Annotated in this window: 13 protein-coding genes; 7 read left to right on the top strand and 6 right to left on the bottom strand. The window is 54.7% G+C overall.

Features of this window, described 5'->3' with window-relative positions; genetic code table 11:
• Positions 1-98 precede the first annotated feature (98 nt).
• The 6 genes from NMQ03_RS16495 to gmd form a co-directional block, all read right to left on the bottom strand.
• The gene (locus NMQ03_RS16495) at positions 99-695 is read right to left on the bottom strand and encodes an LPXTG cell wall anchor domain-containing protein (RefSeq protein WP_255173077.1); all 597 of its coding nucleotides are present in this window, start codon (positions 693-695) and stop codon (positions 99-101) included.
• A 180-nt stretch (positions 696-875) separates the two neighbouring features.
• Complete coding sequence (locus tag NMQ03_RS16490) at positions 876-2,615, bottom strand: DUF4012 domain-containing protein (RefSeq protein WP_255173076.1); 1,740 nt, start codon at positions 2,613-2,615, stop codon at positions 876-878.
• 152 nt (positions 2,616-2,767) lie between these two features.
• Positions 2,768-4,165, bottom strand: coding sequence for a sugar transferase (locus NMQ03_RS16485; protein WP_255175640.1), 1,398 nt, complete (start codon positions 4,163-4,165; stop codon positions 2,768-2,770).
• A gap of 262 nt (positions 4,166-4,427) precedes the next feature.
• Entirely contained in the window at positions 4,428-5,810 is a 1,383-nt protein-coding gene (locus NMQ03_RS16480; RefSeq protein WP_255173075.1) for a polysaccharide biosynthesis tyrosine autokinase, read from the bottom strand.
• Positions 5,811-6,040: 230 nt separating this feature from the next.
• Positions 6,041-7,045 (bottom strand): GDP-L-fucose synthase, encoded by a 1,005-nt coding sequence (locus tag NMQ03_RS16475; protein ID WP_255173074.1) that lies wholly within the window; start codon positions 7,043-7,045, stop codon positions 6,041-6,043.
• A gap of 1 nt (position 7,046) precedes the next feature.
• Positions 7,047-8,075 carry a GDP-mannose 4,6-dehydratase gene (gmd, locus tag NMQ03_RS16470; RefSeq protein WP_255173073.1) on the bottom strand — a complete coding sequence of 343 codons (1,029 nt, stop codon included), beginning with the start codon at positions 8,073-8,075 and terminating at the stop codon, positions 7,047-7,049.
• Positions 8,076-8,439: 364 nt separating this feature from the next.
• On the opposite strand from gmd, the gene NMQ03_RS16465 reads away from it, so the two are divergent.
• The 7 genes from NMQ03_RS16465 to NMQ03_RS16435 all read left to right on the top strand — a co-directional run bounded on the left by NMQ03_RS16465 (position 8,440) and on the right by NMQ03_RS16435 (position 15,796).
• Positions 8,440-9,186, top strand: a complete 747-nt coding sequence (locus NMQ03_RS16465) for a WecB/TagA/CpsF family glycosyltransferase (protein ID WP_255173072.1) — start codon at positions 8,440-8,442, stop codon at positions 9,184-9,186.
• 50 nt (positions 9,187-9,236) lie between these two features.
• Positions 9,237-10,397 (top strand): glycosyltransferase family 4 protein, encoded by a 1,161-nt coding sequence (locus NMQ03_RS16460; protein WP_255173071.1) that lies wholly within the window; start codon positions 9,237-9,239, stop codon positions 10,395-10,397.
• Between the two features lie 148 nt (positions 10,398-10,545).
• Positions 10,546-11,322, top strand: coding sequence for a glycosyltransferase family 2 protein (locus NMQ03_RS16455; RefSeq protein ID WP_255173070.1), 777 nt, complete (start codon positions 10,546-10,548; stop codon positions 11,320-11,322).
• Complete coding sequence (locus NMQ03_RS16450; RefSeq protein ID WP_255173069.1) at positions 11,319-12,764, top strand: hypothetical protein; 1,446 nt, start codon at positions 11,319-11,321, stop codon at positions 12,762-12,764. Before NMQ03_RS16455 ends, NMQ03_RS16450 begins: the two co-directional genes overlap by 4 nt.
• On the top strand, positions 12,725-13,585 hold the full coding sequence (locus tag NMQ03_RS16445; RefSeq protein ID WP_255173068.1) for an alpha-1,2-fucosyltransferase: 861 nt from the start codon (positions 12,725-12,727) through the stop codon (positions 13,583-13,585). Before NMQ03_RS16450 ends, NMQ03_RS16445 begins: the two co-directional genes overlap by 40 nt.
• Positions 13,570-14,499, top strand: a complete 930-nt coding sequence (locus NMQ03_RS16440; protein WP_324642863.1) for a glycosyltransferase — start codon at positions 13,570-13,572, stop codon at positions 14,497-14,499. Before NMQ03_RS16445 ends, NMQ03_RS16440 begins: the two co-directional genes overlap by 16 nt.
• Before the next feature lie 40 nt (positions 14,500-14,539).
• Positions 14,540-15,796 carry a nucleotide sugar dehydrogenase gene (locus NMQ03_RS16435; RefSeq protein WP_255173066.1) on the top strand — a complete coding sequence of 419 codons (1,257 nt, stop codon included), beginning with the start codon at positions 14,540-14,542 and terminating at the stop codon, positions 15,794-15,796.
• Positions 15,797-15,832 lie beyond the last annotated feature (36 nt).

Genomic DNA, 15,832 nt, shown 5'->3' with positions numbered 1-15,832 from the left:
GCCAATGTCTCCCCATAGCTCCTATAGATACCACAAAAAATGGGTGCTTTTCCGTTCACGGAAAAGCACCCATTTTGAGTAGCTATATGATGTTGCGGTTATGCAGCTGCCTCTGCCTTGGCACGGCGGCGAACTACCATTACCGAGGTTGCACCTGCTGCCAGCGCGCCAACGCCGACGACGCTCCAGAGGATCAGGCCGGAGTCGGCGCCAGTGTTCGCCAGATTGGAGCCGCTGTTAGAAAGCGCGGAATTACCGTTGGCCACGAGCGCTGCTGGCGTGACCTTGACCACGACAGGACCAACCGTTACACCGGACGTGTCTCCAGTCGCGGTCACGCTGTAAGTGCCAGGTTCATTGATGGCGATCGGCAGCGATACCGTTCCCTGCGCATCAGCAGTCGCCTTTAGGGTCTGAGCCTCAGCCACAACGTTGATACGTCCTGCTACCGAGCGGCTACCCGCGATGTTGGCCCCATTGGAAGCGGGTGCTTGGCCAGGCGTGACCCGGATGGTCAGTGATTCGCCAGCAAGGAAGCCCTGGCCACGGAAGATAAAGGTTTCACCCGGCCCGACGGTACCGTCGGAAACAGCTGCCTGCGGCGGGAGTGCCGGGTAGGTTGCCGCCATCGCGGGCGCGGTACCGATAAGTGCTATGGATCCTGCAAGTGCGAGTGCAGCGACTGTTTTTTTCATGTGTGTCCCCCCGGAGACGTTTTAGTTTCTGATACCCGATGTGAGGAATTGTCCCCTCTGCACGAGACCCTGTGCAGAACTACGGATAGATATCCCGAAAGAGACGCTACCATCTGCCGTTGGTTGTGAGCAATCGCAATCCAATCGGTTTACATAGTGTTAATGCACCGGGCTACCGGTCTACCCGCAAGTTGCGTTTTCGGTGGGCAGTGTCACGTCCTTGACCGACTGCACGGAGGGGGTTACAAACAAGTTAGGTTCTGTGTGCTGAACGATTTTGTCGAATGTGAATTCGATGGTCTTGCTTTCGCCTGGTGCAAGTCGTTGCCCGAGGACGCCGACGGGGCGACCTGCGTGGATGTAGGGCGCAAATTCCGTTCGCTGACCATCTAGCTTTGCAGATTCGACATTTGCCTGAACTGGCCCGTAGGCGATGACGTTTGTTTGGACGGAACCAGGGGGAACGCCGTATGCCCCCCCGCCTGTGACGTAGGAGGGCAGAGCCTTGCCGGCCTCCGGAGGCGCAGTGTTCGTGCTGGTGATTCGCACGGTCGTTTGTTCGTAGCCGTTCAGCGGGCATTCTTTCACTAGCTGGACAGTGTGCTTGATGTAGTAGTCCATTTTGGCACCTGTGCCGTCATTGAAGTACACGCCAAATTGAGCAGGGGAAATACTAGGGCCGGCGACCGAACCACTGATCGAATATCGTGTAATCACTTCCTGCTCTGCGTGCTCATCAGACCAGAGCAGTACCCGGCCTTCTTCGGCCCCTCGCGTGATTCCTGTGATCAGTCCCTTCGCTTCGCCCTTTCCATCGGAAAGGGCAGCAAAGACCTCCTTGGCTACACCGGCAAAATAGGAATCCTGCATCTGCGGCTGAGGAATTTTCGCGTAGACCTCAGAAAGTAGAGTCGAAACGACATTGCTGCCGTCTAGTTCGGTAGGCAGGCCGGCAGCTCGGACAGCATCCAGTTCCGGGCCCTTGATTGCCACCGGTCCCGTGGTTTGAAGGATGTAGCTCAGTACCACCGGATCGATAGAGATCACACCATTCACATGAAGAGCGGTTTTCTTCTCCCACATTGCCTGGGCGGTCGCGGCCGCGGTGGGGAAATCAGGAGTCAGATTTACGTCCTGCATGTATTTTCCCAACCGGGTGGAATATATGTGCTGCTGCTGTGCATCAACGGGAAAAGGAGGAGACATTATTCCAAGTTCGCCAGCGCTGCTTTGTGAACCGAGCGTCAGCCGACCTTTGTCGAGCGTCAAGACGGCAAGTGCGCCCGGGATACCCCCTGAGGCTCTGGCTTCCGCGTTGTTCTGAATAATTAGCAGGTAGTTGCGTGGTGCTTGCGCCCCCATCATGTCGGGAGCGAGCGCTGCTGCATCTGCCGCGACCCCGACAACACGTCGGAGAGACCTTAGTTCTGTCCGAGCCTCTTCTAAGGGCTTCTTGATCTCGGGTAGGAGCTTGTCTACGTCTATACCATCAATGCGGTCAGCCGACTGCCGGACTGCTTCGGCGGCTGCTGCTATCTTCGGGTTGGCGTCAGCCAACGGGACTAGGTCTACACCGTTCTTATTAGGAGCCAGCGCGCTCCAATCCAGCGTTTGCAAAACATCGACCATGGGAGCGGCACCCAAGCGAACAACATCGTCCGCAGATGTGGCGGCCTCGCTGGCAGCACGAAGATTTGGCCCTACCCAAGGAAGCGCGGTCGCCATTACCCAAAGGGGGTCATCCGCTACTTCCCGGGCAGCATGTGTGCGAGCACCGATATCTCCAACAGTAGCGGCAGCAGTGCGCTGATCGTTAGCGAGAATGGCGCCCTTCAGCTTGGGGGCAAGTGCCGAAGCTGTCGATAGGTTTTCGCTAAGCGTCAGTGCTTTGGCCCCGAGCCACAAGGATGCGGCAATCACTAGCACAACTGCAGGGATTGACCACAATATTGTCCGTCGGAATAGCAGGGACTTTTTTGCCGAGGGAAGAGGGCGGTCGCGTCGCGCGTCCTTGTTGGAATTGGGCATACGAGCAGCGTCCTTTCAGGAAGACTTATTAGTCACGGCAGCCGTCAATACGCACCCGTCCCACGGAGAACGGCCCTGACGGTCCGGAGAATTATGATTAGGTCCCCAGCGAGTGACCAGTTCTCGACATAGTAGAGATCGAGGCGCACCGAGTCCTGCCAAGAGAGGGTAGATCTACCGCTAACCTGCCACAAGCCTGTAAGGCCGGGCTTTACCAGTAACCTGCGTCGTACGTCATGCTCATACGCCTCGACCTCTTGCGGTAAAGGAGGACGGGGTCCAACGAGGCTCATCGATCCAGCGAGCACATTGAAAAGCTGAGGCAGCTCGTCGAGGCTGTACTTGCGCAGTATTCGTCCGACGCGCGTTACTCGGGGATCATCCCTGATCTTGAAAAGTACCCCATTCCCTTCATTCTGGTGCTTCAGTTCGTCGAGGTAAGCCTCGGCGTCGACAACCATTGACCGGAACTTGATCATGCGGAAAGGAAGTCCGCCTAGACCCACTCTTTCTTGCTTGAAGAAGATCGGTCCGGGGCTGCCGAGGCGGACGATTACGGCGATGAGGACCAAAAGTGGTGACAGCATGATTATCAAGAGACTCGACGCCAAGACATCAAATAGACGTTTGGCTACACCCTGCCCACCTTCGAGGGCTGGTGTCGTTACATGAATAAGTGGAAGTCCGGCGATTTGCTGCGTGTGGATTCTTGGCCCGGCCACATCGGTCAAGGCAGGCGCCATGATGAGTCCGAGGTTTCGAGACGCCAGCTCCCAACCGAGATGTCTCAGTGTTTGCGGATGCAGCTGGACTCCGGCGGAAACTGCAACAGCATCCGCTTGGCATTCATCTATGGCGTTCAGAATGGAGGCCGAAGTCGGGTCATTTCCAAGTATTGGAAGCCCGGAGTCGGGTTCACTGGTGCTCAGGGGGTGCAGGCCTGGCGTATATGCCGCCACAGGGAGATAGCCGGAGCCTTTTGAACGCTCCAAGGAGCTCGCCAAATGAGCCACAGCGCTAGGTCCACCAATTATCAGAAGTCTTGACATACTTTTACCAACGAGGCGCCGGAGGTTGAGGTGTTGACGAAATAACCACCTGGAAAGCAATAGACCCAGAAGCCCCACTGGCAGGGCAAAACCGACAAATCCTCGAGCCGTATCAATACGCAAGACATAGGAAAATATCGCTAACAGGCCGAAAAGCCAAAGAGAGGCTGCCACGACGCGTTTGTATTCCTCCGCGCCGGAACCAAGGATCTGGCTTTGACGGCTGTTCCAAGCGCCGAGCATGATCCACCATGCGAGAATGAGAACTAGAGATAGGATTCCGTATGCTGCCTCGCTGCCCATCATTGTAAAGTCCGGTTCCAAGCCGAACCTCACAACATAAGCTCCTATGACTGCCCAAACAATCACAAGAGCGTCAGATAACCTCAAAATGAGAGAGGTCCGGGCGCGCCAATCATCGGTTACCCCCAATTTGATTGCCTTTCATGTCCAGAGATATATATTCCAAGCCTAACCGGCGCAATAGAGACAATCGGAAAGAGGACTGCAGTTTCCAGAAATCGGATAGGTGTGTTTGACAGCAACCTCTAATGCAGCGCCGGCATTGAGCAGCAACCGGGGCATGAGTGAACGCGGCTAATGCTGCCCACGGCGGAGATGCTCGACTTCGACGTGAGCTGCTGCGCAAATCTTCTTAGAGGTCAACGGATCTGCTCACACTTGAGAACGTCTTTGCCGGTCGTTTCGGGATGCTCTCGTTGCTGTAATAGGTGTAGGAGTAAGCATCGGGTCCTTTGGTAAGCAAGAGGTTCACAACAACTCCGAGGAGATCGGCCTCGACCATGTCCAAGGCAGCCACGGACTTTGCTAGATCGGGGGATTTGACCCTGCTTGAACCGACAACCAGGACTACTCCTCCGACCTGTTGGGCTAGAACCGCTGCGTCGGTCACGGGAAGTAGCGGTGGGGCGTCGATAATGACAGCGTCAAAAGCCTGTTCCAACCGTGTGATGAGATCTTTCATTGCAGCCGAGCCCAAGAGCTCGCTGGGGTTGGGAGGAATAACGCCTGAGGTCAATACATAGAGATCGTCTTCACCCCAGTGCTGTAGCAGGTCGTTGACATCCGCGCTGCCCACGAGTGCCGTAGTCAGACCAGCGTTCCTCTCAAGGCCCAAGTAATCGTCGACGCGGGGGCGACGAAGGTCTGCATCGACTAGGACTACAGTCTGACCCGCTTGAGCGAGGGAAATAGCTAGGTTTGTTGCGGTCGTGGTCTTCCCTTCACCTGGGAGCGAGGAGGTCACGAGTACGGCTTTCGACGCGTGGCTTACGTGAGCGAATTGCAGATTTGTACGGATCTGTCTGAAAGATTCCGCGCGCGGACTCTGAGCGCGAGCTTGAGTGAGTAATGGTTTCTTTGTAGCCTCAGCATCGAACACAATGCCTCCGAGTATTGGTGCACTCAAAAGTCGAGTTACATCCGACTCTCCCCGGACCTTCGTATCCAAAGTTGTCCGGAGGACGGTCAGAGCAAGTCCTAGGGCAAATCCACCAAGCAACCCAAGGGCCAAGTTGACCCGAGTGTTGGGTCCGGAGGGAGACGAGGGTGCCGTTGCAGGTGTGACCACAGACAGTTTTACCGGTGATCTTCCTCCTGGGGTGGGGCTTTCCAGGTTCTCGACCACAGCAATGAGGCTGTTACCGACCGCCTGGGCAATAGCTGCTGCCTGCACGGGCGAGGGGTCGACGGCCTCTATGGAGATGAGAACGGTATTCGCGTCAGTCTTCGCCGTGATTTTGTCCGCTAATTGCGCGGGGGTCAGCTGAAGTCCCAAGCTGTCTATGGTAAGCTGGAGCACCGCCGGAGTCGTCGCAGTCTCAGCGTATGACTGAACACGCGCCTGGCTGAACGTATTTCCCTGTTGGAGTTCTGACACAGAACCGGAGCCTTGTATAGCCACGAATAACCGGGTTTGAGCCGCGTAGGACGGCTTAATCGAGAGAGAGATGGCCGCAGCAACGAGTAAGCCGAGGATCGTGCACGCGACGATAGTGATCCAGCTCCGTCGTGCCATGCGCAGATAATCGCTTAGCTCCAAAATATAGACCTTTCTGAAAGCGTTCCCAATCGAAGTGAAACTCTCTCACTGTCTTCCTGCAACACGGAACGTGGGTATGAATGCTTGGCACATTGAGTAGGAGCAAACCTTGTTTGATGACATACATCCAAGCGAAATATGACAAACGGACAGTGCCTGCTTGCGTTACTCAACATGAGAGATCAGGAGTACCGCAGGGTAAGAGACTAGCGCCTCGCAACACTGATGTGGTCACGGAACCACTCTACGGTGTCGGCAACCCCATCCTCTAGCGGAATTTGTGCGGTCCACCCGGTGCCCGCTAGCTTCGAAACGTCCAATAGTTTCTGTGGAGTGCCATCTGGTTTTGTCTCATCCCATTCCATGGCACCCCGGTAGCCAACGGCATCAGCGATTAGAGAAGCGAGCTCCTTAATGCTCACGTCAATCCCGGTGCCTACGTTGACCTGATCGGGGCCGTCATAGGTCTCCAGGAGATGAATGCAAGCCTCTGCCATGTCATCGACATGGAGGAACTCGCGCCTTGGGGCCCCGGTTCCCCAGTTCGTTACGACAGTAGAGCCATTGAGGCGTGCTTCCTCGTATCGGCGAATCATTGCCGGGAGGACATGTGAACCGGCGGCAGAGAAGTTGTCGTTGGGTCCGTACAAGTTTGTGGGCATTGCCGATATCCATGGCAGCCCGTGCTGTCGTCGAATTGCTTGGACTTGCATGATTCCTGCGATCTTCGCAATCGCATAGGCGTCATTGGTCGGCTCAAGATGTCCCGTCAGCAGTTCAGCCTCTTTGATGGGTTGGGCAGCAAACTTTGGGTAAATGCATGAAGACCCTAGGAAGAGGAGTCGATCGACTTGGCTGTTAAGGGCAGCATCCATTACGTTCAGCTGGATTTGAAGATTTTGAGATAAGAAATCAGCGGGATACGTATTATTTGCCAGAATTCCACCTACTTTGGCGGCGGCAAGAACTACATATTCGGGCCTTGTTTGCTCAAAAAAATCAAATACAGCGGTTCGGTTCCTCAAGTCCAACTCGCTGGAAGTGGCACTAATAATGTTAGTGAAATTCCTTTTTTCCAGCGCACGTAATATTGCCGAGCCTACAAGCCCTCTGTGACCAGCGATGTAGATTCGAGTTGTTGGATTTAGCGGTAGTGGCGAGAAGGCGACATCATCGCCAGCGCCAACAGCGCTCGGGTTCCGCACTGACATACTAGGCTCCCCAGCTTGCCAGTCGAACCGTGTCGATCCAGGGGTTACCTGAGTGTTTTAGGGCTTCCACGTCAGCTTCAACCATGATTCGGGCGAGCTCGGGCGTTTCCACCGTGGCCTTCCATCCCAGTTTCGCGTGGGCTTTTGATGCGTCGCCAATCAGCGCGTCAACTTCTGTGGGCCGAAGGTATCGTTCATCGAACTTCACGTAATTTTCCCAATTAAGGCCCACATGGTCGAACGAGACCTCCAGGAAGTCGCGTACCGAGTATCCGACACCGGTGGCAAGTACGTAATCGTCCGGCTCATCAGTTTGCAGCATCCGCCACATACCCTCGACATACTCGGCAGCATAGCCCCAGTCGCGAATGGCATCGAGATTCCCCATATACAGGAAGTCCTGTTTACCAGCCGCAATCGCCGCAACAGCGCGGGTGATCTTGCGTGTTACGAACGTCTCACCTCGTCGAGGAGATTCGTGATTGAAGAGAATTCCATTAACAGCGAACATCCCGTAGGCCTCACGGTAGTTCTTGGTTACCCAGTAGCTGTACACCTTTGCAGCACCGTACGGTGAACGAGGGTAAAAGGGAGTGTCCTCGTCCTGAGGCGGAGGAGTGGCGCCGAACATTTCTGACGATGAAGCTTGATAGAACCGTGTGTCTATCCCAGCCATGCGAACAGCTTCAAGAAGTCGGATCGATCCCATGCCAGTCGTGTCGCCGGTGTGCTCAGGTTCTTCAAAAGACACCCGTACGTGGGATTGTGCGGCAAGGTTGTAGACCTCGTCTGGGTTGATTTGGGCCATGAGAGTCACGAGGCGTGCCCCGTCGCTCAGGTCGCCATAGTGGAGGAAGAGTTTTGCATTTGACTCGTGAGGATCGACGTAAAGATGGTCGACCCGAGTTGTGTTGAACGTCGACGCTCGTCTGATAAGGCCGTGAACCTCATAGCCTTTTCTCAGTAGAAGTTCCGCGAGATACGAACCGTCTTGCCCGGTGATGCCAGTGATGAATGCGCGCTTTGTCAACGCAGTGCCCCCTGCTGAAAATGAAAGTCTTAGATCGCGTTATGTTGTGCTGCCGGCGTAACCGCCAGGCAGCCGTTCCGCTGCTAGCCAGTACAGACTATAGCCGGTGAGCTCCACGGCAATGAAACTAGGTAATCAGACTCTTTCGCCGGTCACACACACATTTTTCAAGATGCGAAATCTGATCAAAGGCACACCAGAAACGGAGCCTGCGGGCTGACTGTCGTGTTCACCTGGACCATGACAACGGAAGCGGTATTCGCTGGTAATGTACGATCTGGCCGCGGGGGGAAGGGGGCTGCATGCTTTTCCGGAGTCCCGTTTACATCACCCGGATTGGCCCCTCTCACAGAATCGGACGCGCATGATAGCACCCCTGTCGGACCGAGAACTTGCAGGTATTCCATTCGCCACTGCAAGTCTTAGCGAAGCGACCCAATGGTTATGTTCCCGCTCGCTGATGCGTGTTGGCGGGGCAGACATACACCTGCTGAACGCCTACAGCGTGGCTCTGGCAGAGACAGACGCCTCATTCCGAGAATGTATTCTTGCGGCTTCCTGCAACTTCCCGGACGGTAAACCGATTTCGGTGCTGTCCAAGCTGACCACGCGCCCCTTGTATCAGGTTCGGGGCCCAAGTTTGTTCGAACGGGTCATGGATGAGGGGAGGCAACACAACTTACGGCACTACCTTCTTGGCTCTACGCCTCGAACCCTTGAACTCCTTAGGGCCTCACTCGAAGCTAGATATCCAGGCGTTGAGATCGTAGGCTTCATGAGTCCTCCGTTCCGGACCCTTTCAAAGGCCGAATACGATCAACAAGATAAAGCTATATCTGCCGCGGAGCCTGACATCGTTTGGGTGGGTCTTGGTACGCCTAAACAAGATTTCGAGGCTCGACGTCTCGCTGTCGATGGTGGTTTCGTTGCCGTGGCTGTGGGGGCGGCTTTTGACTTCGCGGCGGGTACAAAGAAGTGTGCTCCGGAGTGGATGAGCAAGATCGGCGTGGAGTGGATCTTTCGTCTTGCATCAGAGCCAAAGCGGTTATGGCGCAGGTACCTTATTGGGAATTTTGTTTTTCTCTACTCGGCCGTACGAAGAGGAATCTGACTCATGGCTGGTCAAGGTTCGTTGGTCTCCATTCAAGGGTTAAATCACAATTGGTCAATTTTGTGAAAGTCAAGCGTCCGCTAATCGTTATTCTGCAGGCCTATATTCCGAGCTATCGCGTCAAATTCTTTGAAGAACTGATCGCAAAGGCTCACAGCGTTGGCATCGACATCGTCGTTGCGGCGGGTGAACCTTCCGGCAATATGGCTCATCGCAAGGATTCTGTGCAACCTCCCTTCGTGGTTCCGGTCAAGCAAAAGGAGCTGAAAGCCTTTGGCAGAAGAGTCGCTCTGAGGCTGTGGCCAAGAATTGCTCGCCATGCCGACCTAGTCGTCCTGGAACAGGCAAGGCGAAATCTGGACATCTACCGCCTCCTAGTTCCAAAGCGGCTGCGTAGGACGAACATCGCGCTTTGGGGGCACGGCGGGGACTACGCCGGAAGCGTTGGGAGTCTGGATGAATTCCTTCGCAGGATCCTCACGCGCGAATCTGACTGGTTTTTTGCATACACGTCCGAGGGGATTAGGTCCGTTCTCCGACAGGGAGTCGATGCGAAAAGGGCAACGGAGCTAAAGAATTCTACAGACACCACTCAGTTGCTGAAGGACTTGGAAGCGGTCAATGGCTCCAAACGAGCTGCATACCGCCGGCTTCATTCGCTTGGGGACAAGACAGCTGTGTATGTTGGCGGCCTTGACGCAGGCAAGAGAATTAACATGCTAATCGAAGCGGGGGCCGAGATTGTGAAGCACGTTCCCGAGTTCAAGCTCATAATTGCAGGGGACGGCTCTTCCAAGACTGCCGTGCAAGAAGCCGCAGCGCGGTATCCCTGGCTTCTCTATGCGGGCGCCGTTACAGGCGAAGAAAAAGCTCTAATACTTAGTTCTGCTGCAATTCTTACCATACCCGGAAGTATAGGGCTCGTCGCCGTAGACTCACTGATTGCCGGAGTGCCAATAGTAACAACTGATGATAACCGCCATGGCCCCGAGTTTGCCTACCTCGATCCTGGGAAGACTGTAGAAGTATCGGCCTGCAACACCGCTGCTTATGCAACTGCAGTCATATCGGTAATGAATGACCGCGCTCGACTGGAAGCCATGAGGGATTCGTGCATCGCTGCTAGTCGTGGTTATTCCATTGAACACATGGCTGACAACTTTTTAGGTGGAATACGTGAATTCCTTAGCGCGGGAGGGCGAAGAGCTTGAAAGACCTTACAGCGCGCCGCTACGCTTTTTCTAGCAAGTTAGTATTTCTCCAGTTTAGCGAGCGGCAGGAACAGTCTTTTCAATCTTTTGTGAATAATCGGCCCGGGGGAGTTGATGATAATTGCCTAGTCCGTCGGTAACATTTATCATGGCGGCACGTGATGCGGCCTCAACAATCAAGGCTTCTATTGACTCTATTCTCGCCCAAGATTACGATGGCGAAGTGCAACTAATTGTTGTTGATGATGCCTCTACGGATTCCACGCGCTGTATTGTCTCTGAGTACCCCGGTGTTTTTCTACTCGTCAATGAAAAGCAGTTAGGGCGGTCGCTTTCGCGGAATGCCGCCCTTGCCCACGTTCGGACGGATCTGGTAGCCATTCAAGATGCTGACGACATTTCGCGTCCGCATCGATTGACTCTCACTGTTCCTCTTATGCGGGACAAAGATCGGTCAATTGCAGGTGGGCAGGTCGAGTGGACGGATCCCGTAAGAGGTTCATACCAAGGAGGATATTGGCCAACTCACGCTGACCAAACCGCAAAGTTGCTTTCGCAAGGCCGCATGCCCTTGGCGCATCCTACTATGGTCCTTCCGACTGCACTGATGCGTTCCGTGGGCGGATACAATCACAGGTATCCGGTGGGTGAGGACCTTGATCTGTTGCTGCGTATAAAGCGGTCCTTTCCGGATGTCGAAATACGCAATAGCAGTGCTAGCGTGAGTGAATATCGAAGGTCCCAAATTGACGGCCTCAGTTATCTTGTACGTTCAGCCTTTTGGCGCCGCCAAGTTCTCGCCAGCTCAGGCGGTAAATCGATGACTGGACACCGATTTACTTGGTTGGCCGAACCGCTCAGGGGATTTGTCCGGCAGCGACTCAAGTTCGTTGTTGGCGCTTTACGGGGATATGTGAACCATTGAAAATTGACGAAGATAAACGACAGGTCAGCAAGAGCATTAGTGTAAAGGTCTTCGGCGGCACCGTTGCTCTGGCTTTTGTCTCCGTGGGCTTTATGCTACCTGGAATCGTGCGCACCAAACTTGCAAGCCTTGTATTTGGGGCGCATGGTGTTGCCTTCGTGGGGCAGCTATCCCAAGTGCAGACCGTGCTCATTTCATTGGGCGCAGCGGGGATTGTTACCGCAACCAGGGTGATTCTGGCAAGAAGAAACATTCCCGAGGGGCGGCTCCAGGCGGCTCAGAATTGGTTGCTGCTGGTCCCAACTGGAGCTGCAGTGTTCTTCGGCTTCGTGGTTGCTATCTTCAGTGCACCCATTGCCTCGCTCGTCCTAGGATCGGAGCGGTACTACCCTCTTGTAATTGCAGCTGCTGCAGGTATCCCTCCAGCAGTTTTCGGACAAATATCCCTGGCAATAGCACAGGTGCGCTCAAATCGATCGCGATTGGTGGCCGCTGCCATTATGTCCGCGCTAGTCGGAGGACTCTCAGTGGCAGGGCTGCTCCTGTTGCACGATGAGTTTTGGGCCAGCCTTAGTTTCCTTGTTGCCCCGGCGGCACAAGCCATCGTTATCTCTGCCGTTTGCTCAGAGGCGCGGCTTTCTTTTAGGGAGCGCCCTCGGTTACCCCGGGAAAGTCTACGAGAGGTGCTTTCTCTTGCATGGTCGTCGGCACTTCTGGGGATCTTCGCCGCTGCTGCCGAACTTGCTTACCGCAGTGTGGTTGTTCAACGCTTCGGTCTCGAAGCCTTGGCGGCGTACCAGCCCGTAGTGCTCTTGGTCACTCAGCTTGTAGGGATGTTACTAAGCGCACTCGCGACGTCATCTCTAATTGAAACTGCAAAGATCACCGATCGTGTACACCTTGCGGAGAAGTTGGATGAGCTCACCGTGCGACTCGTTCCATTTATCGGGGGAATGTTAGCTGTGCTTTCCGGTACAGCACCGTTGCTCATTGTCATTTTTTATAGCCCCGATTTGGTGAAAGCGGCACTGCCGCTGGTCACTTTAGCCCTCGCGGGAGAGGTGACCCGTGCTTATGCCTGGACTCTCGGATCTTGTTTATTGCCCCAAGGACTGAGGGGGTCTTGGCTGGTCAATGGTGTAGTCACGGTTGCAATTCAGCTCGTAACCTCGATCTTTGCAGGATATAACTGGGGGCCGATAGGTTTGGTAAGCGGACTCTTGGCTGGCAATATATTTTCCGCTATTTTCACCATGGTCATCGTAAAGCGGGCGGGCATCGCTGTCCGGACTCGCGGTCTGTTGGTGGTGGTCGTGGTGGCCGTCGTCTTGGCGATCCTATCCCGCATCGGTATGAGTCCAATAAACTTCGTGAGCATTGCTTTTGGCATAGCACTAGTGGCGTGTTCAAAATATCTCCCGCAGAAGAAGTCAGAAAGTTAGGCAGCGCAGAAATGTTCAAACGCAGCTCGATTGTTCCCCTGCGCGGCGGCTTCGGGAATCAGCTTTTTTGCTGGGCATACGGCTTAGGGCTGAAGGCTCACGGTGATCGTGTAATTTACGACACGGGCGGTCAACTTGGGAGAGGATTTGCTCTCGACGGCCTGATCGATCGTAAAGAGACCTGTAAGCTGCCGAATAAGCTATGGCGATCAGTGGGATCTACTTCAACTTTCTGGAAGGCCTTACCCTGGGTTACCACTGTGGTCGAGGACGAATCACGGCCGCCGCGTTTGTGCGACACTGGCGGCAGTTTAGCTCTTCACTGGGGTTACTGGCAGTCGCACGACTATTTCGAGGAGACTTCCGACGAGATCCACGGCAGACTTGCCGAGTGGGTGGGTTGGAACGATATCCCGATGCAGTCGCACTGCGCTGTCCATGTCAGAAGAGGTGACTATGTTTCAGACGCTGGCGCGGCAGCTGTAATGGGTGCCCAACCCTTGCATTACTATGAGCTCGCTATGGACCGCATGCGAGAGCAGGGCTTTGACGATTTCGTGGTCTACACGGACGACAGGCAGTGGGCGTCCAAGCACCTCATTGGGAGCGATGTTCGGCTTGCACCCCCGGGTGGGTTCCGCGACGACTTCCTAGGACTCGCGTCCTCGGCGGCCCTCGTCATGTCGAATAGTTCCTTCAGCTGGTGGGCGGCCTACCTCGCCTCTCGGAGAAATGTCAATGTGGTCGGGCCCGCAAAATGGTTTGCCGGTGAAAAAAACGACTCTAGACGGCTCATGATGGACGGATGGAAGCGTTTATGAACGACGTTTCCAGGGGATGTCGTCGCGTCGTAATTGGAATATGCACTTATAAACGATCTGACAAGCTCGTAAGGTTATTGCAGCTTCTGAGGCCACAAGTCCTCGCCATGGACGACTGGCACGTTCGAATTGTCGTGGTTGACAACGACAGCTCCAAGTCAGCAGAGGCAGCGGTGGCACAGTACTCGGGGGCGTTCAACCGGGGGCAACTGGAGTATGTGACGGAGCCCGCGCCTGGCGTGGGTAATGCGCGTAACGCAATCTTTGACGTGGTCGTTGAAGGCGAGGTACTAGTGCTTTTTGACGATGACCAGGAACCCGCACCCAACTGGCTTGCTGAGATGTTATCAAAACACATGCAGTCTCCGAATGAAGTTCTTGTCGGACCAGTAGTGCCGGTCCTTCCGGACGAAGTGCCCGCATGGGCACTTGACGCTGGAATGTGGGGACGTCGTCAACTTCCTGATGGCGCGATTCAGCAGTACGCCGGATTCGGCAACATTCTTGTACCGGAGAAAGTTCTACAGTCGGGTCTCTGCCGCGTTCCAAGTGACTTCCTTCATGGGCCCGGGGAAGATACTTTGATCACGTCGCGCGTTACCGCCGCCGGCTTCATCATCCGCCATGTCGCCGCTGCCAGTGCGGTGGAGTACGTAACCCCGGATCGGATGTCGGTCGAATGGCTGAGTCGGCGCGCCGAGACTAGCGGTGAAACATGGGTCCGCGTTGTCCGTAGCACTGGTGGTTCGGAAATACGTCTAGCGCTTTCAACGACGAGAGTTGCGCTGTCATTGATTGCGGCCAGCATTGGCCACTGCTTTATAAAAAGCCCGAAATCGAAGGTTCAACTCGAGGTGGCCCGAGGGCGGCTCAGGGGGTACGCAAGAGCACTCTTCTCAAAGCCGGCAGGATAGGTTGTTCTCTAGAAATCTTACAGAAAGTGATAGGTAATAAGTGGCACGCAAAGTAGTAGTAATTGGTCAAGGATATGTGGGCTTACCGCTTGCCCAGGAGTTGGCTAAGGCCGGTTTCGTGACAGTCGGTCTCGATCTCAATAACGCTATTGTGGAAGACTTGAATCGCGGTCGTTCGCATGTTGACGATCTATCGGATAGCGCTATTTCTTCCATGATCGCTTCGGGCTACTTCGCCTCGTCAAGTGAGTCTGTTATTGCTGGTGCCGACGTGATCGTCATTTGCGTCCCAACTCCACTAGGAGAGGGCGGTGGACCGGACCTCAAGGCTGTAGAGGGTGCAGTAAAGTCAGTGGGACGGTTCTTGAGTTCGGGGGCATTGGTTGTGCTGGAATCCACAACCTATCCTGGGACCACGGACAACTTAGTTATGCCGCTCCTGGAGTCCTTCGGTCATGAACTGGACAAAGACTTCTTCCTTGCATTCTCCCCTGAGAGAATCGATCCAGGTAACGAGACTTACAATTTGCGAAACACGCCTAAGGTGGTCGGCGGCGTATCTCCTGAATCGACACGACGTGCTGTGGATTTCTACGATAGCGTCGTTGAGTGTGTCGTCCCCGTTAGGAGCGCCAAGGAGGCTGAGACTGCCAAGCTACTAGAAAATACCTATCGGCATGTCAATATTGCTCTGGTTAATGAGATGGCAAAGTTCTGTCACGAACTTGATATCGACTTGTGGGAAGTGATCCGAGCTGCCAAGACAAAGCCCTTCGGTTTTCAAGCGTTCTTTCCTGGGCCGGGCGTCGGTGGTCATTGCATACCTATCGATCCCAAGTATTTGAGCTACGAGGTGGAGCGTAGCCTTGGGTATCCATTCCGTTTCGTTGAGCTCGCGCAAGAGATCAATAATTCAATGCCGCGTTACATAGTTAGCCGCCTTGCTGACGCGCTCAATGACAAAGGACTCCCTCTGAAAGGGACTCGGATACTGCTTCTGGGAGTCACTTACAAGGCTGATATCTCTGACCAACGCGAGTCGCCTGCGGTTGCCGTCGACCAGATGCTGCGGGATAAGGGCTCAATCGTGGAATTTCATGACCCCTATGTGGACCAGTGGTCCCGAGACGGTTTAGTCACTGAGCGGGTAGATGATTTGGACCGCTCAATCGCAGAATCTCACGCGGTTGTCTTACTGCAGAAGCACCGTGTGTACGATATCGACGCCCTGGCCGAAAATAGCTCCTTGTTCTTTGATACTAGAGGTGCGACGTCGAAAAACAGCATCAAGCTCTGACAAGTCGCATAACTGTGCGGCAAGTATAGGCTCCGG

It is taken from the genome of Arthrobacter sp. DNA4 (assembly GCF_024362385.1).
Taxonomy (GTDB): domain Bacteria; phylum Actinomycetota; class Actinomycetes; order Actinomycetales; family Micrococcaceae; genus Arthrobacter.
This window is presented reverse-complemented; position numbering and strand designations above follow the sequence as displayed.

Bases quoted from the DNA above. Each gene is read 5' to 3' on its own strand.
- NMQ03_RS16495 (WP_255173077.1), bottom strand. From the start codon at position 695: ATGAAAAAAACAGTCGCTGCACTCGCACTTGCAGGATCCATAGCACTT.
- NMQ03_RS16455 (WP_255173070.1), top strand. From the start codon at position 10,546: ATGGCGGCACGTGATGCGGCCTCAACAATCAAGGCTTCTATTGACTCT.
- NMQ03_RS16475 (WP_255173074.1), bottom strand. From the start codon at position 7,045: ATGTCAGTGCGGAACCCGAGCGCTGTTGGCGCTGGCGATGATGTCGCC.
- NMQ03_RS16480 (WP_255173075.1), bottom strand. From the start codon at position 5,810: ATGGCACGACGGAGCTGGATCACTATCGTCGCGTGCACGATCCTCGGC.
- NMQ03_RS16440 (WP_324642863.1), top strand. From the start codon at position 13,570: ATGGAAGCGTTTATGAACGACGTTTCCAGGGGATGTCGTCGCGTCGTA.
- NMQ03_RS16465 (WP_255173072.1), top strand. From the start codon at position 8,440: ATGATAGCACCCCTGTCGGACCGAGAACTTGCAGGTATTCCATTCGCC.